General features: G+C 45.1%; 23 protein-coding genes. 11 read left to right on the top strand and 12 right to left on the bottom strand.

Translation table 11 applies throughout. The features are described 5' to 3' along the window. Window positions 1-6 precede the first annotated feature (6 nt). The 6 genes from QUA99_RS27540 to QUA99_RS27515 form a co-directional block, all read right to left on the bottom strand. Window positions 7-744: a protein kinase domain-containing protein gene (locus QUA99_RS27540; protein WP_333243028.1), complete on the bottom strand. Its 738-nt coding sequence runs from the start codon at window positions 742-744 to the stop codon at window positions 7-9. Beyond that, on the bottom strand, window positions 741-1,487 hold the full coding sequence (locus tag QUA99_RS27535; RefSeq protein WP_333243031.1) for a PP2C family serine/threonine-protein phosphatase: 747 nt from the start codon (window positions 1,485-1,487) through the stop codon (window positions 741-743). Before QUA99_RS27535 ends, QUA99_RS27540 begins: the two co-directional genes overlap by 4 nt. Beyond that, window positions 1,487-2,176, bottom strand: coding sequence for a VWA domain-containing protein (locus QUA99_RS27530; RefSeq protein WP_333243034.1), 690 nt, complete (start codon window positions 2,174-2,176; stop codon window positions 1,487-1,489). The genes QUA99_RS27535 and QUA99_RS27530 overlap by 1 nt, the downstream gene beginning before the upstream one ends. A gap of 623 nt (window positions 2,177-2,799) precedes the next feature. Beyond that, window positions 2,800-3,504 carry a rhomboid family intramembrane serine protease gene (locus QUA99_RS27525; protein WP_333243037.1) on the bottom strand — a complete coding sequence of 235 codons (705 nt, stop codon included), beginning with the start codon at window positions 3,502-3,504 and terminating at the stop codon, window positions 2,800-2,802. 822 nt (window positions 3,505-4,326) lie between these two features. Beyond that, window positions 4,327-5,424, bottom strand: a complete 1,098-nt coding sequence (locus QUA99_RS27520) for a DJ-1/PfpI/YhbO family deglycase/protease (protein WP_333243040.1) — start codon at window positions 5,422-5,424, stop codon at window positions 4,327-4,329. Between the two features lie 137 nt (window positions 5,425-5,561). Next, on the bottom strand, window positions 5,562-5,741 hold the full coding sequence (locus QUA99_RS27515; RefSeq protein WP_333243043.1) for an SDR family oxidoreductase: 180 nt from the start codon (window positions 5,739-5,741) through the stop codon (window positions 5,562-5,564). A gap of 321 nt (window positions 5,742-6,062) precedes the next feature. On the opposite strand from QUA99_RS27515, the gene QUA99_RS27510 reads away from it, so the two are divergent. Continuing rightward, window positions 6,063-6,671: a hypothetical protein gene (locus tag QUA99_RS27510; protein ID WP_333243045.1), complete on the top strand. Its 609-nt coding sequence runs from the start codon at window positions 6,063-6,065 to the stop codon at window positions 6,669-6,671. 245 nt (window positions 6,672-6,916) lie between these two features. On the opposite strand, the gene QUA99_RS27505 is transcribed toward QUA99_RS27510, so the two are convergent. Beyond that, complete coding sequence (locus QUA99_RS27505) at window positions 6,917-10,777, bottom strand: PAS domain S-box protein (protein WP_333243048.1); 3,861 nt, start codon at window positions 10,775-10,777, stop codon at window positions 6,917-6,919. A 245-nt stretch (window positions 10,778-11,022) separates the two neighbouring features. Here QUA99_RS27505 and QUA99_RS27500 point away from each other — a divergent pair, with 245 nt between their 5' ends. After that, window positions 11,023-13,197 (top strand): EAL domain-containing protein, encoded by a 2,175-nt coding sequence (locus QUA99_RS27500; protein WP_333243051.1) that lies wholly within the window; start codon window positions 11,023-11,025, stop codon window positions 13,195-13,197. A 173-nt stretch (window positions 13,198-13,370) separates the two neighbouring features. Here the strand turns inward: QUA99_RS27500 and QUA99_RS27495 are convergent, their stop codons facing one another. Continuing rightward, window positions 13,371-13,511, bottom strand: coding sequence for a hypothetical protein (locus QUA99_RS27495; protein ID WP_333343608.1), 141 nt, complete (start codon window positions 13,509-13,511; stop codon window positions 13,371-13,373). 83 nt (window positions 13,512-13,594) lie between these two features. Here QUA99_RS27495 and QUA99_RS27490 point away from each other — a divergent pair, with 83 nt between their 5' ends. From QUA99_RS27490 to pip, 3 genes are all read left to right on the top strand, one after another. Continuing rightward, the gene (locus QUA99_RS27490; RefSeq protein ID WP_333243054.1) at window positions 13,595-14,539 is read left to right on the top strand and encodes an NAD(P)-dependent alcohol dehydrogenase; all 945 of its coding nucleotides are present in this window, start codon (window positions 13,595-13,597) and stop codon (window positions 14,537-14,539) included. A gap of 186 nt (window positions 14,540-14,725) precedes the next feature. Beyond that, the gene (gene tatC, locus QUA99_RS27485; protein ID WP_333243057.1) at window positions 14,726-15,571 is read left to right on the top strand and encodes a twin-arginine translocase subunit TatC; all 846 of its coding nucleotides are present in this window, start codon (window positions 14,726-14,728) and stop codon (window positions 15,569-15,571) included. A 172-nt stretch (window positions 15,572-15,743) separates the two neighbouring features. Further along, a complete protein-coding gene (gene pip, locus QUA99_RS27480) occupies window positions 15,744-16,691 on the top strand; it encodes a prolyl aminopeptidase (protein ID WP_333243060.1) in 948 nt (315 codons plus the stop codon). A 298-nt stretch (window positions 16,692-16,989) separates the two neighbouring features. Here pip and QUA99_RS27475 read toward each other — a convergent pair whose 3' ends face one another. From QUA99_RS27475 to QUA99_RS27465, 3 genes are all read right to left on the bottom strand, one after another. Further along, entirely contained in the window at window positions 16,990-17,298 is a 309-nt protein-coding gene (locus QUA99_RS27475) for a carbon dioxide-concentrating mechanism protein CcmK (protein ID WP_106149684.1), read from the bottom strand. Window positions 17,299-17,310: 12 nt separating this feature from the next. Next, window positions 17,311-17,616: a hypothetical protein gene (locus QUA99_RS27470; protein ID WP_333243063.1), complete on the bottom strand. Its 306-nt coding sequence runs from the start codon at window positions 17,614-17,616 to the stop codon at window positions 17,311-17,313. Between the two features lie 82 nt (window positions 17,617-17,698). Next, complete coding sequence (locus tag QUA99_RS27465; protein WP_333243066.1) at window positions 17,699-18,016, bottom strand: DUF3067 family protein; 318 nt, start codon at window positions 18,014-18,016, stop codon at window positions 17,699-17,701. Between the two features lie 215 nt (window positions 18,017-18,231). Here QUA99_RS27465 and petC point away from each other — a divergent pair, with 215 nt between their 5' ends. The 6 genes from petC (at window position 18,232) to QUA99_RS27435 (ending at window position 23,362) form a co-directional block, all read left to right on the top strand. Next, window positions 18,232-18,774: a cytochrome b6-f complex iron-sulfur subunit gene (gene petC, locus QUA99_RS27460; protein WP_333243067.1), complete on the top strand. Its 543-nt coding sequence runs from the start codon at window positions 18,232-18,234 to the stop codon at window positions 18,772-18,774. A gap of 165 nt (window positions 18,775-18,939) precedes the next feature. After that, on the top strand, window positions 18,940-19,929 hold the full coding sequence (petA, locus tag QUA99_RS27455) for a cytochrome f (protein WP_333243070.1): 990 nt from the start codon (window positions 18,940-18,942) through the stop codon (window positions 19,927-19,929). Between the two features lie 105 nt (window positions 19,930-20,034). Beyond that, window positions 20,035-20,886: an alpha/beta fold hydrolase gene (locus tag QUA99_RS27450; RefSeq protein WP_333243073.1), complete on the top strand. Its 852-nt coding sequence runs from the start codon at window positions 20,035-20,037 to the stop codon at window positions 20,884-20,886. A 111-nt stretch (window positions 20,887-20,997) separates the two neighbouring features. Next, on the top strand, window positions 20,998-21,441 hold the full coding sequence (gene psbQ, locus QUA99_RS27445) for a photosystem II protein PsbQ (RefSeq protein WP_333243076.1): 444 nt from the start codon (window positions 20,998-21,000) through the stop codon (window positions 21,439-21,441). Between the two features lie 334 nt (window positions 21,442-21,775). Next, complete coding sequence (locus tag QUA99_RS27440) at window positions 21,776-22,828, top strand: FAD-dependent oxidoreductase (RefSeq protein WP_333243079.1); 1,053 nt, start codon at window positions 21,776-21,778, stop codon at window positions 22,826-22,828. Between the two features lie 51 nt (window positions 22,829-22,879). Next, window positions 22,880-23,362 carry a hypothetical protein gene (locus QUA99_RS27435; RefSeq protein ID WP_333243082.1) on the top strand — a complete coding sequence of 161 codons (483 nt, stop codon included), beginning with the start codon at window positions 22,880-22,882 and terminating at the stop codon, window positions 23,360-23,362. Between the two features lie 5 nt (window positions 23,363-23,367). Here the strand turns inward: QUA99_RS27435 and QUA99_RS27430 are convergent, their stop codons facing one another. Then, window positions 23,368-23,715, bottom strand: a complete 348-nt coding sequence (locus tag QUA99_RS27430) for a hypothetical protein (protein WP_333243085.1) — start codon at window positions 23,713-23,715, stop codon at window positions 23,368-23,370. Window positions 23,716-23,971: the final 256 nt, after the last annotated feature.

Here is a 23,971-nt window from a genome sequence, read left to right as displayed (position 1 = left end):
TCACTATTATCTCGGATGATTCACTTTTACCCTCTCAATCCGCGTATGTGCCAGTTGGGGGTGCGGAATGTGGGTTAAAGGATGAATTAAGCAGAGTGTTTGAAAGGCAATGACGGCAAAAGCATGAGCATCCGTTAAGGTATTAACCCCAGATTTTCCCAAAACTAATTCTGGCGCACCATAACCAGGTGTATGAAAACTTCGTGTAGAGGAGGAGCTTTCGTAATGAAGGTTATCTGCATCAATCAAACGAATTTCGCGGGCATCTAAATCAGTGGAGACGAAAATATTGTTAGGTGATGGATCGCTGTAAACTAACCCTTTACCATGTAGTTGAGCAAGAACTTCAGCGCAACGTGCTAATAACAGCAGGCGACGACGCAATCCTCCACCGCTCAAATACCACTCTGCCAGATGGCCGAGCTCGCGAGGAGGATTACTCAGCCGTGATATGGGAACCATTCCCGTAATGAGTTCCATTACATATCCCAAGTGAGGTGCTTGGAGCATTTCCAGGGGTCTGGCGATCGCCAGACCCCGTAGCTCAGGCATTCGACGGATATTCTGCAACTGTCCTCGGAGCAACTCACGCCGACTGTTGCTAGAGCTATTAAATAGGATTTTGATCGCTCGTCTGCCGCCTTTTGCGGAGTATACTGCTCCCTGTCCACCCTCGCCCAATTTTCGCTCCAGCTCGTAGGCTTGCCCGCGTTCATCAGTAATCCGTTTGCCTTCAAGATTCATTTGTATTCATCCTCTGCTTGCTTGCGCCAGATCACTGCTAGGGTTTTGTCATCCAGGTGGTTGGGAGTAGCCCAATTTCTGAGCTCCCGATGTAAAGCGTGTCGGCGATCCGTCGGAGCCATTGACCCAAACTCAGTAACTAGGGTATGAATGAAATCTCCAATGCGATCGGCCACTAAATCATCCGCAATACCATCCGTCGCCAGTAATACCGCAGCATTGGGTGATAAGGCTGGTTTCGCAATCACTGTCCAATCCTTGGTGGTTTTGGCAATGCCAAGCCCAGTAGTCTGGTTGGTAAATCCCTGGCGTTCACCTTGCAGAATTTCCAGGCTGCCATCAGCATTCCGAATTGCAGCAATACCATCCCCTAGCTGAGCGATTGTTAATTCACCTGAAGGCAATACTGCGACAAAAATACAGGTTGCTGCGCTGTCCTCTTCCTTCTGGGGTAGGACACGCAATCCCCAGAAAAGATGAACTAAACGGAGCAGGGTTGCAGCAGGTGCGTTCTCAGACTTCGCCCAAGGCTTCAAGGCATCCCTGACAGCTCGGCAAGCCATTTGTGCTCCTATCCGAGCATTCGGTTTTGACCCCATTCCATCACTGATGACAATGGCTGTGCCAAACGCACCAGACATTCCCATCCAGGCATCCTCATTTGGGCGACTCTGTTGGATGTGCGATCGCCCTCGAACTGATGCTCCAAACCATTCTAAACCAGGCCCAGATGGAGTTAACATCAGAAGTCCAAAAGTTCATCAAGATTATCGAAGTCAATTGGAGAAACGCTATTGGGATTAACACTTCTAGAGCGACTGGAAACCGTTACTGTGACCCAGCGGAAAAATTGTTGAATTCTAGTTTCGTCGGCTCTAAATACCGGAATTTCGGGATGTTGCCCAATGAGAAATGCCTTGAGGGTTTCTTCATCTGCATCAGGACCGATACCCATTGCAAAGCGTAAAGCCTTAGAAGCCCGGTCTGAATTCAACAACTGTTGGAGAGGTTTTTTCCAGTTATCGTCCAGGCGTCCCCGCTCATCAGTGGGCTGTCCATCAGAGATTAAGATGAGATTGGGGTGGTAAGAGCGACTGGGAATTTCTGTTTTGTTTTCCAGAAACCGAGTCGCTAGTTCAAATGCCGCACCCATCGGGGTTGGTCCTTTCGCCTGCATATCTGTCCACTGGATCTGGGAGGCTGGTTGTAGTGTTTGGTGAAATTTGGCTCCATCTCCACCGAATGTAATGACAGCGACATGAATCTCGGCCAGTGCATCCTGTTCCGAGGCAAAAATTGCGATCATTTCCGCGATCGCTCGGTTCAGGGCTGCCAATTTCCCATAGGCTGTCATACTGCCACTGACATCTGCCAGGATAATAACGGGCATCATTCTGGCAGTGGCGATGGAAAAATCTTTGAGCTTGCTCATAATCAATATGGATTCTGATAATTTATTTTAATGTGCTGCCTGAAACCTGTCAATAAACCTCTAAAAGATAGGGTTCTATATTTTTTTATTCCCTTAACTAAAGCTCCTCGCAGGATTTCTTGGGCCTGTATAATAGCGGGTCTTTGAGCATTTTTGAATGGCGAATTTCAAAGGTGGTACCCGCCACGCGATTTATCCGTGGAATCAATCCCAAATCGAAAATCTCAAATCCTCAAGCCCCCGCATTTATCTCGCGCAATTCAATCGAAAATCTAAAATCTCAAATCTAAAATCGATTGACTGGCGATCGCCCAAATAATTTTATTGTACGTTGTCTAAAAGGTAACTTGGGTGGTTCTAAAAAATCCTAAAAAAACGATTTTAACAGGAGAGGGTGCGGAATGTGAGATGTAAAAGTTCGCACTTTATCTGCGTTAATTTGCGTTCATCTGCGTTGAAAAATTAAATTTGATTATCTTCAGAAAACAATCCAAAAAAAGAGCCAAGTATAGCACTAAACTTTGAAAAAAAAATAGAGGTGTAAAACCGCAAATTAACGCAGATAAACGCCGATTTTCTTGGCAGTTTATCTGCGTTAATTTGCGTTCATCTGCGGTGAAAAATTAAATCTGATTTTCCTCAGAAAACAATCCCAATAAGGGGCCGAGAATAGCGCCGAAAACAAAGCCGCCGGCGTGAGCCCAGTAGGCAACTCCCCCGGATTCCATGCCGACACTTGCGGGGGCATTCAAGGAAGCCAGGCCGCTCAATGCTTGCTGTGCAAACCAAAATCCTAGAAAGAAGAAAGCGGGGACTCTGACGGTGGTAATAAAGATTCCCAAGGGCAGCAGTGTCAGAACTTTGGCTTGGGGATATCTGAGAATGTAAGCTCCCATCACGCCTGCGATCGCGCCGCTAGCACCCAGAGACGGAATGGCCGATCCTGAAGAAAAAAACCACTGAGTTAGTGATGCTAAAACCCCGCAAGTAAGGTAAAATATTATATATTTGACGTGTCCTAAACGGTCTTCTACGTTGTTGCCAAAAATCCACAAAAATAACATATTTCCGGCAATGTGGAGAAAGCCTGCGTGCAGGAATTGGGAGCTAATTAGTGTCGTCCATTCGGGAAATGGCGAAACTGGCAGCGCAACCCGACACATATTGCTTAACTGGCAAGGAACTACTGCCCAAGAGTAGAAGAATTGGGTTAATTGTCGATCGGGCAAACTGAGTTCGTACAAAAATACTAATATGTTGGCGGCAATCAGCCCGTAGGTGACGTAGGGAGTGATACTGGTGGGATTGTCATCGCGTAAGGGAACCACAGCCTTTTTTTCCTCATCAAAATATTGGCAACACAGTAGCGCATTTATAGCCCATGTGTCTCCTGTCTAAAGGAAGAGGGAACAAGCCAATCGATTTTAGATTTTAGATTTTAGATTTTAGATTTTAGATTTTAGGATTGAAGAAAGCGACCTCATATCATTTCCGGTCGAGCGACCGCGATTTTTGTAGGGGATACCCTCACCAACAATATCTGCCAACAATCTCCCATTTCAAAAACCCGCCCCGACCGGGATATTATGGTTAATCGTGAGGACATGATATTACGGATATATCCGAGAGCTGGTTAATCGATTTGAGATTGGAGATTGGAGATTTGAGATTTGAAGCATTGAAGAAAGCGACTTGACGGATATATCCGGGGGCTGGTTATCGGATACCATATTTTTTATTTCTGCACCGATGAATCCAGGGGCTTGTACCGCCCCCGGATGCCACCAGCTTCCTTCAAACCCGCCGTTTCCCGCTAAAACAAAAATAAAATCCATTGCATAAAACCCTCCACCTTGCAGTTAGTTAAATATCTGCTTTTTAGTGTTGGGTTTTATTTGACCGCAACGGCGTATATTGTAGGATTGCAGAGCAAGTTTGTAGTTGCGATATTGGTGGGGTTTGGGGTTTGGGAGCATCTCATATTTGTAAAAACACTTCTTATGGCTCCTTCCTTCTTCCTCTTTCCTTCTTCCTCTTTCCTCCTGCCTCCTGCCTTAAAACTCCAATTTCTAGCTTAACTGCAAAAGTGAGATGCTCCCTGGGGTTTTAACAAGTCAACACAACTACAAAATTATTTATCCCCTTGCTGATTACATTTTTACAGCGGGGCTAGTCGAAGGTTTAGGCGACTTAATTTCCTGGGAAACTGCACGGGCGCGGAAGAGTTTAGCAACGACTTGTTCGCACTTAGACAAATCCGATTCTATCTCTGTCAAAATCGCAGTTGATACAGGATCTGTGAACTTCACCCGCAGGTTGTTGATATCGACAACACCAGTTTGCAAGTCACCGAGAGTGCTCCGCAGCAAGAACGTTTCATCGGTTCCTTGCATAGAAGCTTTTAACTTAGCGTACTTGTCAGCAATTTGGGCAGGAATTGAGGGTTTTTCACCGAAATCGTTGAGGCGACTTTCGAGAGCGATGATGTGGTGCTGTTTGTTTTGAATCATTTCTTTCAAGAGCGATCGCAAATCGCTATCTTGCGTTTTTTCGGCATAATGTTCAAAGGCTTCGCAAGCATAGCGTTCCCCTGCGAGGGCGGTATTCAAACCTTTCACAATATCGCCTTGTGTCGAGCCGCCCCAAGCATTAGCTAATTTCCACCATTCTGCATTTGTGTCAGTTTCTTCTGGCAAACCGACTTCTTTTCCGCCGTAACCGAGGCGAGCCAGAATTGCGGTGGTAAATATTGCTAAATCTCCAGGTTGGCGGGAAGTGATCAAGTTGCCGTCAACTACTAAAGGTTCGTTAATGTAGTTAGCTCCGGCATTAATCATGTCTGTTTTAATTGCCAAGAAACCAGTCGCATTTTTGCCTTTCAGCAAGTCGGCTTCAATCAAAACTTGCGGGCCGTGGCAAACAGCCGCGACAATTTTTCCTTGTTCAAATGCTTCTCGTACAAACCTTACTGTATTGGGATTAGTCCGCATTGTATCGGGAGCCATACCGCCGGGAATGACTACTGCATCGAATTCTGCGGGCACTGCTTCTGTGGTAGTTCCGTCAGCTTGCTGGGCAACTTTTCCTTGTTTTCCTGCATATTTTTCGTTGGTCCGCGAACCGAGGACAACTACATCAAAATTTGCTTGTTTTAAGGCGTTGTAAGGAACTAAAAATTCCGAATCTTCAACTCCATTTTCGATGAGTATGGCAACTCGTTTTGTGTTCCTACCATTATCGGTTGTCATAATCAAATTTCCTCAGACTATCTTTTGATCTAACTCTAAAGGATTTATGATGTTTTTAGCGTCTTGCTAAAGTGATAAATTAGTTGGTTTTAAAAGATGTCAGCGTGAGCCTTGAGAGGTATTTTACAGTAATTGTCTCAATGCACGTAAGAGGCTCCGTTAATATCGATCGTAGTTCCGGTAGCGCGCGCAGCTAAACCGGATGCTAAAAACGCGATCGCATTGGCAACATCTTGAGGAGCAGCGATTTTGCCGATCGGAATATCGCGCGCGATTTCAGCTTCCCCATACTCATGCACAAGGCGAGAACACCACACACAATCTGTGAGTCTTTTTTGGGGCTAACAGACAAATCCAGATTATTGACAGAAAAGCCGAGTTGTGGCAATGGTTACTGTTGAAATGGGGTCGAATTAGCGGACGAACTCAGTAATAACCCTGGATGGCAACCCAGGAGGGGAATCGCGGTCATGGAGAGGAGGAATAAACGAACTAGAGGCTTCATGGTGAACAAAATTGGTCGAGTTTATTTGATGTTTGATAAGCTTTAATATGAATACTGTTGCTACAGTACCAGGCTAGTGAAATTCAAGCACTATCACTTGATTAACTCTCCAAAACTCGGAATTTGGTCAAAAATGAAGTTTAAAAACGCCCTATTCTCTGCAGTCGTCACCTTTTCAACCCTGGCGATCGCCTCAGCAACCCAAGCTCAAACCGTTAATTCTCGCTGTGACATTTATCCCAGGGGGGAAGACCGCGCATCGAAAGTCGTCAATTGCACCTTCTCTCAGCGTCAAGGCTTTATCCGCATTCAACGGGAAGATGGCATTACCTATGAACTCAAACCCAATGGTGAAAACGAATATCTGTATAAAAACCAGATGTCAGTTCTGAGAGAAAATGACGGCCCGGCGACCATCTTTCGTTTTAGCGACGAATCGGTTTACGTCTATCAGAACGAACGCGCTCCCTCTTCCGCGTCTGCTATCAACAAAGGTAATACGCCCGAAAACCTCTACAGTACCGTGCCTCCCAAATTAAAAGACCTCGTGGGAGCTAAAGCGGGGCAAGCAGAGGGAGAATTGCAACGACGGGGCTACACCTACCGCACAACCGCAACCTTTGACGGTGGCAAAAGTGCTTATTATGTAGAAAACCAGACGGGGTATTGTGTGGAAGTGGGAACTGTTGACGGACGCTTCAGTAGCATTGTTTACAACTCCAGCGATCGGTGCAATAAGTAACAAATAACCCGTCAAATAATTAATACCGCTTCCAAAAAAGAATGCTACATACAGCATATTCCAGGTTCGTGAAGTACAGTAGCAGCTATATTGTGCGGTACGTGTTATGTAGGCTACGTCGCTGTTCTATGGTTCAATGGAACTTGCTCGCCAGACGGGTGGCGATGCACCTTACTGACAACAAGATTGTGTGTACCGCATATAAATAGAATATGCTGTAGCTTGTTTGTCCTTAAATTCGATAGCTAAAGTGGATTCGGCAGCAGAGGTCGAATTAACTCCATAATCCGGTCAGAATTAAAATTATTGATACAATCAGTTAGTGCCTTGGACAAACTTGCTTTAGATTCGGGAATTTGTAGGATTAATTCGTTCATGACTTCGGTATCGAGATAGTAAGCGGCGTGATACATTTGTTCTAACCACTGAGGGGACATCACGGATAGATCTTCTACAGACAGCGTTTCAACCAATAGTTTTTTGCTAGTTGGTTCTACGACTTCGTAAATATATTGCACTCCCAAATATTTAGCGATTTTGTCAAAGATGTCTCTCTGCTGAAATGGCTTGCTTATAAAGTCGTTACAGCCCGCCATAAGAACTTTCTCTCGCTCTTCTTCAAAAACACTGGCAGTTAAAGCAATAATCACAGTTGCTTGGCTCTTAGGAAATTTTCTAATATATTTAATAGCAGTGTAGCCATCCACGATCGGCATTCGCAAATCCATCAGAATCAGGTGCGGCAGCCAACTCTCCCACAGTGAGAGTGCCTCCACTCCATGTTGTGCCTCTCTTACCTCAAAACCAACCGAGGTAAGGCTCTCAACTAACAAGCGGCGATTTTCTTCTAAATCTTCAACAACAAGAATGCGGTAATTTGGTTGTCCGGGGGCTAAACCAATTACTCTTTGATTAATTGATTCTGGGGTTAAGGATTCTGCTTGAGGTAACTGTACGCGAAGCTCAAAGGAAAAAGTGCTACCTCGGTTTAAAGTGCTTTTAACGCGAATTTGACCGCCCATGAGTTTGACGAGTTTTTGACTGATGGCTAAACCAAGCCCGCTGCCTTGACTCAAATTATTCCCAGCTTGGGCTTGCACGAATACCTTAAATAATTTATCAATTTCTGCAGGCGCAATTCCCACGCCTGTATCCTCAACTTCAAAACATAGGTGACAGGAATTTTGGTCTCTTTGTGTTACTCTTACTCGCAGGCTGACGCTTCCTTGCTTGGTAAACTTAATCGCATTACTCAGTAGATTGGTCAAGACTTGATAGAGTTTTTTCTCATCAGTATGCACGAATCTGGGTAGCTCGGGATCTTGCTCGACAACTAGGTGTAATTCTTTAGATTGAACTCTAAATTGCAGCATTTCTTCAATAGATGTCAGCAAATTTGTCAAGTCAAAGTCAGAAAGATTGAGAGTCATCCGTCCGCTCTCTATTTTGGATAAATCTAAAATATCGTTAATCAAGTCTAATAAATGTCTACCGCTACGATTGACAATCTGTAAACGTTCTTGGAGAGAACGAGTCAGATTGCTCTCATAGCTCATCAATTGCGTGAATCCCAAAATTGAGTTGAGGGGGGTGCGGAGTTCGTGGCTCATATTGGCTAGGAAGACAGTCTTGGCTTGGTTTGCTTCATTTGCCTGGTGAAATTCCAACTCAGCTTGTTTGCGATCGCTAATGTCAATTAAATATCCCAAGATTTCTACTGGTGTACCTGAACCATCTCGAATTAGCCTAAGCTGAGCCAGCATCCAGCGATAAACCCCATCGGAGCGACGAAAACGGTATTCGTGGAAGTAAAAATCATTAACGAATAAATTTGCTAAGCCATTCAGCACTGGTTCTACATCATCGGGGTGTAAGTGATTCACCCAAAATTTAGCATCTTCTAAAAACTCCCTGCTTTCGTAGCCCAATATATCTTTGATATTTTCGCTGATGAACGTTGCTCCATAATCGCCGGCAGGTTTACTGCTAAAAATGACAACGGGGCTGTAATTTAGAAGAAAGTTGAGGCGATTTGTGGTAGCGTGCAAGGCTTGCTCAGCCAGTTTTAGCTCTGTTGCGTCCTCCTGAACGGCAACATATACAGTTCCGTATTCAGGATGCTCAAACCTGGATGTATGAACTCTGCACCAAAAGAGAGTGCCATCTTTCTTTTTATTTTGGACTTCATATTTCGCTTCCCCGTTATGTTGAATTTGAGTGACGATATCTAGAACGGTTACATCTGGTGTAACCTTTGTATCGACATAATTCAAAACACTAACTGATTGACCTGCGAGTTCGCCATCTGTGTACCCAAACATAGCGTCAAAAGTAGGATTTGTGTAGACGATCGTGAGGTCTGAGGATTTGACTAAACACACTCCTCCTGCCATGTTATTCATGATAATGCTTTGAAGCTCTAGCGTTTTTTGAGCTTCTTTTCTAGCTGTAATTTCTTGGATTTGAGAAATAAAATGCAGGGGGTTTCCATCTTCATTTTGTACTAGCGACACATTAAGCAGAATCCAAATAATATGTCCTTGCTTGTGGAAATACCGTTTTTCGAGTTGGTAAGTTGAAACTGTTCCTGCTAATAGCTGAGCTAAATAACTAATATCCACTTCTAAATCGTCAGGATGGCTAATCTCTTGGAAAGTTAACGCTAACAACTCTTCTGATGAGTAGCCAATAATCTGACATAAGGCAGGATTGACTTTAATCCAGTGTCCATCAAGTGCAACGATCGCCATCCCGATAGAGGCATCTTCAAACGCATGGCGAAACTGCTCTTCACTGTTTCGTAAAGCTATCTCAATTTGTTTGCGATCGCTAATATCGCGCAGAATAACAGTAAATACCGTTTCGTCTCCCATTTCCAGCCTAGAAATAGAGGCTTCAGCCGCAAACTGCGTTCCATCTTGACGACGACCCAAAATCTCGCCTCGTTCTCCCATCCTTCGCGCTCTGCTAGAAGAGTGTGCAAATTGTTTGATATGCTGCGAATGTGCATCTCTAAACTGTTCTGGCAGCAGTAAATTCAGTGGCTCGCCTAAAATATCCTCCATGTTATAGCCAAAAATCTTTTCTGCCCCTTGATTAAACAGGGTAATGCGTTGAGCGCGATCGACTGAAATGATTGCATCATTGGCGATTTCCAGAATTCCCGCAAAACGAGCCTGCGATTTTTGTAAAGCATCTGTTCGTTCAGCCACAAGAAATTCTAAAGTTTCGTTAAGTTTTTTAATTTCTTTTTCGGCTTGTTGGCGCTTGTAATCTATCTGGTTCAAAAATCGAGCCGTCCCCAAGATCAGAATGGAGAACGTGAAAACCATAATAGCTGAACGCAATGTATAGCCAAAATTAGCGTTATACCAGCCTAAATTTTGTCCCTGAAGAGTGAACCAGTTCAGTGTGACTGGAAAGATCGTCCCCCAAGGCAGCAACCACCGAACCATTACTCCGCCGACCTGGGGACTGGTTACCACTTGCATGAATCCTTCCTTGGGGCGGAGCAATAAAATTCCTCCATAGAGGATGAAAAAGGTGGCGATCGTGTTTATGGGTTGAGTCGTCGTAATTGTGACCAACCGTTCAAAAATATCGACAGTGAATATGTGTCCAAATAAAGCTAGTAGAGAAATTAAAGCTGCAACACTACTAAAAATCTGAGCCAACCAAGTGTGTCGTTGGGAATTTTGCCCTAACAGTAACAGTGCTAGTCCCATCAGCACAAAATTTAGGGCGGTATTGACTCCCATTCTTCCCGGATAAGGAGTCGCTGAAGACACGAAATCTCCGAAAAGCCACTCATCAATACCCAGCTTCCAACCAAAAATATACTGGATCAGCGTCAGCATACCGATGATGATTATAAATCTTGCCATCCATTGAGCGACGCGATCGTGCAGTCGGGTTCTTTGGTACTGCAACAATCTCAAAGAAACTCCAGCCAGCAAAAAGCAAATTGCCGTGTTTGCTTTCATGGTCGAAGTCATACCGGGAAAACCGCTTTTGAGTGGGGAGATGTCAAATTGCCAACCCAGCAGCACGAGACACCCGATCGCAATGACGAGTAGGCTTGCCATTTGAGAAATGCGCTTGTTCATAAATCGGCTGCTTGGGTTGAAATACTCTTCTTCTGATGTTAGGCGAAGCGAAGAAGGGCAACCACGGGGGGATTGCCCCTAACCGAACTATTCAGATTTTGCAGGGCTGCGTCCCCTTGCCACCCCAATATCTCGGGGATCGCAGGACTTCTTTCTGCGTAAAGCGAGCTTTATAACCTAATAATTCAATTATACTATTTGTGCATATGTTTATAGTCGTCTAGCAAGAAACTATGGAAATCAGTATGATTATCGATAGAACTAGCGATCGGGTTAGCGATCCAGCTACAAACTACCGAGGCAATATTTTAATTGTTGACGATTTGCCTGATAATCTGCGTCTTCTCCGGGATACTTTGATAGCCCAGGGTTATAAAGTTCGCAGTGCTATAACAGGGGCAATGGCTATCCGAGCCGCCCAATCGCCATCGACGGAGCTAATTTTACTCGACATTAAATTGCCCGATTTGGATGGCTATGAAGTTTGTAAACAATTAAAATCTGACCCTCACACCGCAGACATTCCAATAATTTTTTTGAGTGCGCTGAATGAAACTTTTAATAAAGTTCAAGGGCTGGCCGCGGGAGGGGTAGATTATATTGCTAAGCCATTTCAAGTCGAAGAAGTATTAGCTCGTGTCGAAACCCACCTAACTATCGGAAGGCTGCAACAAAGACTCCAAAAGCAGAATTTACGTCTGTTGAAAGAAATTGAAGAACGGCAACGTCTCGAAGAGTCTCTCTTTGCCGAAAAGGAATTGGCTCAAGTAACACTGCAATCAATTGGCGATGGGGTCATTACTACAGATGCCCAAGGTAATGTCAGATATTTCAATCCTATAGCTGAGCGACTGACAGGCTGGAAGACTCATGAGGTTAAAGGAGTTCCTTTTTCTACAGTTTTCCTAATTGTCGATCAAGTAACGCGAGAGCCAGTAGAGAATCCTATAAACAAGGCTCTATTAGAGGAGCGAATTGTGGGCTTAACTAACAATACTATTCTGATTGCCCATGATGGAACCGAGTATCCCATTGCTGACTCGGCAGCACCGATTCGAGACCGCCAAGGTAAAATTGTCGGGGCAGTCATGGTCTTTCATGATGTTACTGAATCGCGCTATCTCACCCGTCAACTCTCTTGGGAAGCCAGTCACGATGCCCTGACAGGGTTAATCAACCGTCGAAGATTTGAGCAGCACCTAGTTGAGGCGATCGCTTCTGTTCAAGATAGCAATCAGCAGCACGCTCTCTGTTATTTAGATTTAGATCAGTTCAAAGTCGTTAACGATACCGTAGGTCATATTGCTGGAGATGAGCTACTGCGCCAAATCACCGCACTTATTCAAAAGGGAGTCCGTGCTAATGATATGCTGGCTCGCTTGGGAGGTGATGAATTTGGTATTTTGCTCTCTCAATGTCCGATCTCTCAAGCAGCTCAGATTGCGGAAAATCTCAAAGACCTAGTGCATCAGTTTCGGTTTATTTGGAATGGCAAAACCTTTATCATCGGAGTCAGCATTGGAGTTGTTGCTATTGACGAAAACAGCCAAGATTTGATGGAGCTTCTGGGAGCTGCTGATGCAGCTTGTTATGCCGCCAAAGCCAGAGGGCGCAACTGTGTTCATATTTATCGTCTAGATGATGGCGAACTAATTAAACAACGCGGTGAGAGGCAGTTGGTTTCCAAAATCAGCCGAGCGCTAGAAACAAATCGTTTTTGTCTCTACTACCAAAAGATTGTCTCTATTAAGTCTCAACCATTAGTAGAACATTATGAAATTTTGCTCAGAATGCTGGATGAAAATGGAGAGTTAGTATCTCCAAATGCGTTTATTCCTGCAGCAGAGCGTTACGGCTTGATAACTGAAATAGATTGTTGGGTAATTGAAACTTTTTTCTCAAACTATTACAAGTTGCCGGAAAAAAATCGTGTTAATCAAGGCCTGTATACGATTAATCTTTCGGGCGCTAGCATTAGTAACAATCAGTTTATGAGGTTTTTAATAGAACAGTTTCCTCGCTACCAAATTCCCCCACAAACCATTGGTTTTGAAATCACAGAAACCGCAGCGATCGCTAACTTTGAGCAAGCCAGATATTTCATAAGCGAACTTAAAAAAATTGGCTGTCGCTTTGCTCTAGATGATTTTGGCAGTGGATTGAGCTCATTTGCGTATCTGCTCAATTTACCAGTAGATTATCTAAAAATTGATGGTGCTTTTGTCAAGAATATTAATCATAATTTGATTTCTCAAGCGATAGTTGAAGGCTTTAATCGCATTGCCCATTCCATGAATATTGAAACTGTGGCTGAGTTTGTCGAAGACGAGACTATCTTAGAAAAATTGCGGGAGATAGGAGTAGATTATGCTCAGGGTTATGGGATCGCCCGCCCTGTTCCTATTAACTTTAATCGCTAGCCGTCCAATTATCCCTCTTGTGTCAGTCTGGGATAAAACCTCGATCGCGAGCAAGGCATGGGTATTGTTGGCATCAAGAATATCCTGATATTTTGCTCGATCCTTGAGTAAAATTCGTGGCGGGCGATCGTTAAATCTGATTTTTTTAACAGGTAATGACCAATAAACTAAGTTTATTGCCATCGCCAATCGGTAGGATGAGGTAGAGGCGGTCGATCGCACTCAGCCAGTGGAGTGATTGCCTCGCGGTTGCGCCTTGTCAGGAGGCCTGCAACTCCAACAGTCGATCGCCCGCTGCTACAAGGCTGGCTCAATTTACTATGTCACATTTAGTATGGAATGTGCTGTAATTGTAAAGGATTGAGTGTTCTATTAAAAATAGACCGGAAAGTTTGCCATGAAAGCAGTTGCGTTCGATCGCTACGGTTCCGCCGAGGAATTGCAGTACCGAGAATTGTCCAAGCCGATCGCCAAATCCAACGAATTGTTAGTGCGAGTTCGCGCTAGCAGCGTCAATCCCGTAGACTGGAAAATTCGGCAAGGACACCTGCAACTATTGACAGGATTTAACTTTCCTCGAATTGTCGGTTCTGACATATCGGGAGTTGTGCTAGAAGTCGGCAGAGAAGTCACCCAATTTCAACCCGGAGATGAAGTTTATACTTTCTTAAATCCCCTGAATGGCGGTGCTTGTGCCGAATACGCCGCCGTCGCAGAATCGAGTGCGGCAATAAAACCTAAAAACATCACTCATGCAGAAGCAGCAGCAGTACCGATTGCAGGTTTAACTGCTTTGCAAGCGCTCAGAGATTTGGGTCAACTTCAAGCAGGAAACAAAGTATTGATTAACGGCGCTTCCGGCGGAGTCGGCACTTTTGCCGTGCAAGTTGCCAAAGCAATGAACGCGGAAGTAACGGGAGTTTGCAGCGCTAAAAACCGAGAATTTATCAAGAGTTTGGGAGCGGATTTTGTCCTGGATTATGCCGAAATTGACTTTACTCAACAAACCGATAAATATGATATAATTTTAGATGCTGTCGGGACAAGAACATTTGCTGAATGCGAAAAAGTCCTGCAACCAGAGGGAATTTATATCTCGACTTTGCCAAGTTTCGAGAACCTCGCACCGATGTTAACGAGCTGGTTTATATCGGGTAAAAAAGCTAAATTAATTGTTGCCAATGCCAACACCAGCGATTTAGGAAGTTTGCGGGAATTAATAGAATCTGATAAAGTTGAGCCGATTGTCGATCGCACTTACAGCTTACAAGAAGTAGCAGCAGCCCACGCTTACAGCGAAACGGGCCGCGCGGTCGGCAAAATTGCGATCGGGATTGAATAATGAAGGCACTACAAGGATTTTGACACGGCTACACGGATTAATTATGGAGCTTTCCTTCTGCTGCTGAAGTCAGAATGAAGAATGAAGAATGAAGTCGGAGCAATGATGAAATAACTATTCTCAATTACCAATTTCCTCTTACCAATTTCCTCTTACCAATTACCCCTTACCAATTACCCATTCCCTATGACTGCTCCCTCAAACTTGGAGACACCCGAACAAGGTTCCGACAACAATATCGAAGCAATTAGCCCGGAAAACAGCATTGCACCAATCGCAGGCGGTGCGATGGGTTCTCGCAACTTAGAAAACGAATTTCTTGACGAACTTCCTGACGAAGTTGAAATGTCTTTATTCGAGCATTTAGAAGAATTGCGTCAGCGAATTTTCTACTCGCTAATTGCAGTAGTAATCGCTGTAATCGGTTGCTTTTTCACAGTTAAACCCATCGTGCAACTGCTAGAAGTACCGGCCGGCCCAGTCAAGTTTCTGCAACTAGCTCCCGGCGAGTATTTCTTTGTTTCTATCGAAGTAGCAGGATACAGCGGTTTGCTCCTCGCCAGTCCGTTTATTTTTTACCAGATAGCGCTGTTTGTTCTCCCCGGTTTGACTCGCAAAGAACGCAGGTTGCTCGGGCCTGTATTTTTCGGTTCGAGTTTCCTATTTGTGGGCGGGTTAGTATTTGCTTACATCGCTCTAATTCCGGCGGCGCTCAACTTCTTTGTTAGCTATGGAGCGGATGTTGTAGAGCAGTTGTGGTCGATCGACAAATACTTTAAATTTGTGCTGCTGTTAATGTTCAGCACCGGCTTAGCTTTTCAAATCCCGATTCTCCAAGTATTGCTCGGCGTTTTGGGCATATTTTCTTCCAACCAAATGCTCTCCGGCTGGCGGTATGTAGTCTTGGGAGCGGCAGTTTTGGGAGCGGTGTTAACGCCTTCTACTGACCCTTTAACGCAAAGTCTTTTAGGAGGTGCGGTGCTGAGCTTGTATTTTGGCGGGGTTGGTTTGGTGAAGCTTTTAGGGCGGTGAAAATTAGGAATAAGTAGGTGGACATATATATTACGTGTCCCAAGAGAGGAACGAAGCAATCCCAAAGCCTCGCGATTGATTCGTTTCACTCGCTGCGGACATCTCAAAGTAATTGACCGGACATGATAAATCATGTAAAATAAACACGATCGCGTTATAAGTCCTTGAAAAAATGCGAGAACTTTACCCGCCTAGACAACCTTATAACGAAGGAGAACTCAAAGTTTCTGACCTCCATACCATTCATTTTGAAGAGTCTGGCAACCCAGAGGGAAAACCTATTGTATTGCTACACGGGGGGCCAGGAGGTGGATGTCCGCCTTTTTACAGACAATATTTTGATCCGGAAAAATGGCGTTTGGTGATGTTTGACCAACGCGGATGCGGTCAAAGTAAACCTCATGCAGAATTGCAAGAAAATACAACTTGGGATTTAGTCAACGATATTGAGACACTTCGAGAATATTTAAATATTCAGCAATGGGTTGTTTTTGGTGGCAGTTGGGGAAGCACTCTATCCTTAGCTTACAGTCAAACCCATCCCGACCGTTGCAAGGGTTTAATCTTGCGCGGCATTTTTATGTTGAGACGAAAAGAAATTCGCTGGTTTTATCAAGAAGGAGCAAGTTATATTTTCCCGGATGCTTGGGAGGAATATGTTAAACCTATCCCCATAAATGAAAGGGATGATATGCTAACAGCTTATTACCAACGCTTGACGAGTCCAGATGCTCAAATTAGATTAGAAGCGGCTCGTGCTTGGTCAATTTGGGAAGGGAGTACGAGTAAATTATTTCCAGATTTAGAGCTAAAGCAAAGTTTTGGAATTGATTCATTCGCCGAGGCGTTTGCCAGAATTGAGTGCCATTACTTTATGAATAAGGGATTTATTGAGCCGGAAGATAAATTGCTTTTAAATATCGATCGCATTCGCAAGATTCCGGCGGTTATCGTTCAGGGAAGATATGATGTTGTTTGTCCGATGATGTCGGCGTGGGAACTGCATCGTGCTTGGCCTGAAGCTGAGTTCATTGTAGTTGCCGATGCCGGACATTCGATGAGCGAACCGGGAATTCGCACCTGTTTAATGGAGGCAACAGATAAGTTTGCAGACTGGTAGTAAGCCAAATTGCTAATCGTTAATTGCTAATTTTTAATGATTCCTAAGCTGTTCTACATTTAAATTGTCTGTTAAAAAACAATTCCCCGTCTTGTGGGGTGGGCGTCCCGCCCGCGGAGAATATACAATTTAAATGCGCGACAGCTTATAAATATTTTCCGCCTGATGGTAATTTGTTGCTGAGTATTGGGCGAGCGCTCAATTTTAAGGTTGATAAAAAATATAGAGACGCGATCGCCCGCGCCTCTATAATTACTAAAAGTTAAAATTCAACACCAAAGTTTTGTCAAAACTTTGACTACATTCGGAACTGTTCTACTTCGGGAGTGTAGCCGATCGGCAAAATGTAATCGAGATTCTCGTGGGGACGAGCAATTATGTGATACGATAGCAACTTTCCGCCATCGACCTTTTTAACTGATTCAATTCCAGCAGCAACGGCTGCTTGGACTTCAGAGATATCTCCTCGAACTATAATTGTCCAGTAGGCGCGGGTTATCTTTTCATAGCGAACTAAAGTAACTCGGGCTGCTTTCACCATTGAGTCTGCAACTTCTACGGCAGCGGGAAATCCTAAGACTTCAACCATTCCAACTGCAACACCCATTACAACATTCTCCTAAATTTCACAAGATATCTGACACTCATTGTATGTGAAATTGTTGACAGAAATTGGTGGCGATGATTTTGGTAAGCTAGAAGTGCGATCGCCCAAAATTAAAAAAGCCTCACAAACTGTTGCGGCATTTAAATCCAACAGCAGGGGGCGCACAGGAAAGACCGCCACCCTCACGGTTTCAATCACAACAACTGTGTAAATTAGATGCGCGACAGGTTGATTCGTTACCGCCTGCAAGTCGGCCCACAAGCTCACCGATCGATTTTCGGGACTTTGGGATCGCAAAATCCAGCCGCTGCCGGACACAAAACTTTAGGGAACGCCCCTTGTTTCCGGCTGTGGAGTCAATCTAAAATCTAAAATCTAAAATCTAAAATCGACTGACGGATCAAAACTCGTCTAGCAACCACTCCGAGGCTCTTTCACCCAAATCTAACGGAACGCTGACAGCTTTGCCCAAGCGGGGGCGCTCGCGGGTAGTGGCGATATACTCTTTCACCTGTTCGGTACTCCCCCAGGCGTTGAGGTAATTGGCCACCGCCTCCAAATGCTCGAAATAATCAGCCTCCGTCATCGGAAAAGACGCCTGTTCGAGATACTTCCACATAACTTGGACAAAAATCTTGCCCCGTGTCCGCCGCAATCTGATATCGTAAGATTTTCCCCATTTTTCTAGCAGTAGCTGGTGTAAATCCTTGCCCGTCATGGTTGCTCCTGAGTTAATCCATTAAACAATAAAAGACAAAGTTCAAAAAATGTAATAATACTCTAATAAAGGCTGGAAGGCGCATTCTTAAAAGGAATTTTCGCGGCCTAAAATTTGTGCGAGCAGATTAACGGCAATTATCCTCCTTCCTCTGCACGTACAGGTTCGCGCTCCAGCTAACAAACAAACGTAACTTAAAACCGTAAAGGCAGGTCATGGCTCAATCTTCTGCTGGAAATCCCGATGTTCCCGATATGGGGCGTCGCCAATTTATGAATTTGCTGACGTTCGGTACAGTCACAGGTGTGGCACTGGGCGCACTCTATCCCGTTGTCCAGTATTTTGTTCCTCCGTCGAGTGGGGCAGTTGGCGGCGGAGTGACGGCTAAAGATGCCTTGGGCAACGACATCATCGTTAGCAAATATTTGGCATCGCACCCTGCGGGCGATCGCACCTTAGCCCAAGGTCTCAAAGGCGACCCCACTTATCTTGTGGTGGAAAAAGACCAATCTCTCGCCGACTACGGCATCAATGCAGTCTGCACTCACTTGGGTTGCGTCGTGCCTTGGAATGTTAGCGAAAACAAGTTTATCTGTCCTTGCCACGGTTCTCAATACAACAATGAGGGCAAAGTGGTGCGCGGCCCCGCGCCTTTGTCTCTGGCCCTGGCCCACGCCACTGTCGCAGATGACAAGATCGCTTTTACCCCTTGGAAAGAAACTGATTTCCGCACCGGCGAAGCACCTTGGTGGTCTTAAACTATTTTGGATTTTAGATTTGAGATTTTAGATAGGGGGTGAATGGTGAAAACCAAAGATAGTTGCATCCCTAAAGCAGTCTAATAATCCAAAATCCAAAATCCAAAATCCAAAATCCAAAATCCAAAATCCAAAATTGTCTGACCTTTGAGATTGAATACTCTAATGCCACAAACTAATTTATCTGCGATATTTCGCCGCAGTGCCAGGACGATCGCGAAAACAGCCTTAATTGCGATCGCAGCCGCAGCATTTTTCCTCACCAGCGACATCGCACTTCCCCAAGCAGCACTTGCTTACCCTTTCTGGGCTCAGCAAACAGCACCCGCTACTCCCCGCGAAGCAACAGGCCGCATTGTTTGCGCTAACTGTCACCTCGGTGCAAAACCGACTGAAGTTGAAGTACCGCAATCTGTTTTGCCAGATACGGTGTTTGAAGCTATTGTCAAAGTTCCCTACGATACTAACGTTCAACAAGTTGTCGGCGACGGCAGCAAAGGCGGCTTGAATGTCGGCGCTGTAGTGATGTTGCCCGAGGGTTTCAAAATTGCTCCCGCTGACAGAATTCCCGAAGAAATGAAGGAAAAAGTCGGCGACCTTTACTTCCAACCTTACAGCGAAACCCAAGAAAATATTGTTTTAGTGGGCCCAGTACCGGGAGAACAGTATAAAGAATTGGTATTCCCAGTTTTGTCGCCGAATCCAGAAACTGACAAGTCCGTTCACTACGGCAAATACCAAATTTATGTTGGTGGCAACCGCGGTCGCGGTCAGGTTTATCCTACTGGCGAAAAGAGCAATAATACTGTTTACAATGCTTCGGTAGCTGGCAGCATTTCTAAGATTGCTCAACCTGAAGATGGCGGTTATGAAGTGACAATTCAACCTGCCGAAGGTGCAGCCGTTGTGGATACGATTCCCGCTGGCCCAGAACTGATTGTTACCGAAGGACAAACAGTGGCAGCAGGCGAACTTTTGACGAACAATCCTAATGTGGGCGGCTTCGGTCAAAAAGACGTAGAGATTGTGCTGCAAAGTGCAGGTCGAGTTAAAGGATTGATGGCTTTCGTGGCTATAACCATGCTGGCTCAAATCATGCTGGTTCTCAAGAAGAAACAGGTCGAAAAAGTTCAAGCTGCTGAAATGAATTTCTAAGTGCGGCTGTAATTAGTTGGGTAAGGTACTCTGTACACACGCAACTATTAGGTAAGTAGGGCGGGTATTCCCCGCCTTATTGTTTAATAAATAACAAGTAAAATAATGTTAATTGATGAGAAGATAGTTGAAGTAGGCCCGCTGCAATGGTTTTATCGGGAAACAAATCCGGTTAACGCAACTGAGAAACCGCCCGTACTGCTGCTGCACGGTTTGCCGTCCCAGAGTTTTACCTGGACTGTAATGATGCCGGATTTGGCTGCACAGGGATTTAGATCGATCGCCCCTGATTGGGTGGGTTACGGGCGATCGACAAAACCAGACAAGCGCGACTTTGCCTACACTCCCGATGCTTTTGTTGACGCCCTCGCTGGCTTTATTCAAACTATAGAATTAGACCGATTTTACCTCGTTGTCCAAGGATTTTTAGCTTCAGCCGGCATTCAATACGCTTTACGCAATCCCGATAAAATTGAGCGTCTAGCCATCATAAATACACCAGTTTCACCAGATATCAAGTTGCCTTGGAAAATGCAGCAGTTGGGACTGCCTTTTATTGGCGACATGATGACGCAAGACCCGCTTTTGGTTGACAGAACTCTCGAAGGCGGCAGCCGCCAGACAATATCAGACAAAGATTTAGATGTTTACCGCCGCCCGTTTTTGAAGAGTTCGGATGCGGGTCGATCGCTGATGAATACAGTCCGCAATATTCAATTGCCGAAGTCAATGGCAGAAATTGAATCCGGCTTGAAAGGATGGACTCGACCAACTTTATTTGTCTGGGGTTTGACAGATCCTTGGCTGAGTGTTGAACCAGTTCAAAAGCTAGTGGGTTCCCTGCAAAATGCAGAGTTAGTCACACTGGAACAAGCGGGGCATTATCCTCAAGAACATTGGTCAGAAAAAGTTGGCGATGCTCTGATAACTTTTCTGCGCCGCCAGGAGGTAAAATAATATTTTGTACATAACTCTCGGTGCTGGGTCAGCGAAGCAAAGCCTCGCCGATCTGGATTCCCAGGCAAAGCCTGAGAACGAGAAATCTAAAATCTAAAATCTAAAATCGATATGACTCGTCCCCGTTCAATTTTTGCCTTGATGATGGCGTTTTTGATGGCATTTCTGGTCAGTTGCAGCAGTGTCGAAACAAAAGTTCCAACGACTTACACAGCAGCGCAAATCCAGCAAATAGAGCGCTATGTTCCTACCCTGACAGAGTTCCGATCGCGCATGGACAAATTGGGTACCCTAATTCAAAAGCGAAATTGGGTTGATACCAGAACTTACATTCACGGGCCTCTAGGCGACTTGCGCAGCACCATGAAAACGGTCTCTGCGAGTTTATTGCCTAAGTCTCAACAACAAGCTGTTGATTTGACCAAGAGTTTGTTTGCCGATTTGGTTAACATCGATCTTGCTGCTAAAGACCTTGACTATGCAAAAGTCACGGCCAGCTATCAAAAAGCTGTCAATGATTTCGATAGCTTCTTGCAGCTAATTCCTAAAGCTTAATAGCTTTAGGGCTTGGCGTAGAGTGCGTACGGAACACCGAGAAGATTATTAGTGTCAACTTCGGTCCGCCAGTCCTCCCGCTCACCCGGCAGTCCGCCAGGGAATGAATTCCCTGTCTCATAGCTAAAGTCCTCTCAAAGAGGACTGAAGAACTCATTAGTCCTCATAGCTAGGACTTTCGCTTTGAGGCTCTTGTTTCAACCCCGGTCGGACTATGGGTTATACCTTAAGTTGACACCAATGCCCGAAGATAATCTGCTTCGTATGCACCCTACGAAAAACTACGAGAAACTTCTATAAAATCTAAAATCTAAAATCTAAAATCTAAAATTGAATGGTTCGCGTTGCAATTATTGGTTGCGGTATTATTGGGGCGTCGATCGCCTTTGAACTAAGTCAATTTCCCGAACTGAAAGTTACTGTGTTCGACAAACAGCCGCCCGCACAAGGTTCTACTGGCGCTGCACTCGGTGTTTTGATGGGAGTTATTAGCCACAAAACTAAGGGTAGAAATTGGCAGTTGAGGGAAACCAGCCTTCAGCGCTACGAAACTTTGATTCCCGAATTGGAAGCAGTTACGGGCCGAAAAATTCCTTTTAACAAACAAGGAATTTTAATGCTTTGTTCTGAGGGAGAGGATTTAATTAAGTGGGAAAAGTTGATAGCAACTCGCGCGTCTCAAGGTTGGCAATTGGAACTTTGGGATGTGGAACGAGTGCGCGATCGCTGCCCTCATCTCTCTTTAAATAATCAGATTATTGCTGGCATTTATTCGCCTCAAGACCGCCAAGTCGATCCGACGGCGCTAACTTTGGCTTTGGTTGATGCTGCTGAACGAAATGGGGTAATTTTTGAGTTTGGGGTGCCCGTTGAAGCAGCGGAGATTGCTGCTAGTTTGGAGTTCGATCGACTAATTGTGTCTGCTGGTTTGGGTTCTGCTGCTGTGACTGCATCGTTAAATCAGTTGGTTGACATTCGCCCGGTGTTGGGACAAGCGCTGCATTTGCGATCGCCGAATCCTTTAGGAAACCCAGATTTTAGGCCGGTAATTACTTGCGATGACGTTCACATTGTGCATTTGGAAAATCGGGAATTTTGGGTGGGGGCGACAGTGGAGTTTTCCGAAAATGGCGGGGAAATTCAGCCGAATGCTGATATGTTGAAGCAAGTGATGGCAAGGGCGATCGCACTTTGTCCCGCCTTAGCAGAAGCTGAAATCATCAGGAAATGGTCAGGATTGCGCCCGCGGCCGGAAGGGCGGCCGGCCCCAATTATCGAGACGCTTCCCGGTAACGATCGCATTCTCATCGCCAGCGGCCACTATCGCAACGGTGTTCTGCTGGCCCCTGCAACAGCGCGATCGATTCGAGAAATGATTTTGCAATAATTAACAAATGTTAATACAATCAAGATAGCCATTCATATCTTACATCTAAATATGTCCGACAAACCTTTAGGTAAACCGCGCTCTTTGTGGCGAGTAATTTTGCTGTCTGGAGTCAGCTTGCTGCTATATTACGGATGGTACAAATGGATTATTCAAGAAGAATTGCGTCGCTATAACGGCAGCGGTTGGTCGGGAACCCTTTGCTTGCTTCCCTTTGTTTTAGGAGTAGCCGTACCTCAATCTTTGCGGATATTCGACCCTGACGTTCCCGGATGGTTTGGTTGGTTTTCCTTGCTAGGTATTGCTTGGATTTACATCGTGCAGTTCAAACTTTACAAGACCGTTAACGAATTGTACCGGCAAGAAGGAATCAAAGAACCGCTAACAGTTTGGTGGATTTTTGTACCTGGTTTAAATTTAGTTGTCGGCTTGCGACAAATTCACTTTTTGAGCCAGTTTTGGGCGAGGAAACAGGGAATTGAAGTTAAGGATAACTTAGCCGAAAGCATTCCTTTCCTCTCAGCTAACGCCTAAATAAATTAAGCTCCAATCGCTTGGCGCTGCGAGTAAATTTCTTCTATAAGCAGGTCACGCAGTTCATCAGCAATGTCCCTGGGAGGGTTGCCTGCGAGGGCGCGTCCAATCAGCCGTTCTGCTTCCCGGAGTTGGGTACACTCAATGGCAAGTACGGCGGCGCTCCGATGCAGTACAGAACGAGTAGGCTCAAAATCCCATTCGTTTGCTACTAAATCCGCTGCCGCCCGTTCTTTTGCAAAGGCGGCTCTGGTGAGTGCAGTCACTTGGTCGATATCACCGCACTGACGGGCGAGAACGGCTCGATCGACCAGTTCCATTGCTTCGTGGTGAAGGGCTTCTACGGTCTGCATTTTTTGACGATCCGTGCTTTGGGAGTACCGAACTCAATTACAGATACATAGCCAGGAGCTACGTCATCTGAAGGGCGGATTTGTTCTAATTTGATGTTAACTCTGGCTTGAATAATGCTGTCAGAACCTTTACCAAAAACTTGGGTTTAAAGCCCCGTCCTTATAGGACGGCTTTGTGCTAGACTTTTAACGTAGCGAGTTCTCACGTAAGATGTTCGTTTTAGAATTCAAGGCTAAAGGCAAACCAAATCAGTAC

The sequence above is a fragment of the Microcoleus sp. F10-B2 genome (assembly GCF_036704965.1).
GTDB lineage: Bacteria > Cyanobacteriota > Cyanobacteriia > Cyanobacteriales > Microcoleaceae > Microcoleus.
This window is presented reverse-complemented; position numbering and strand designations above follow the sequence as displayed.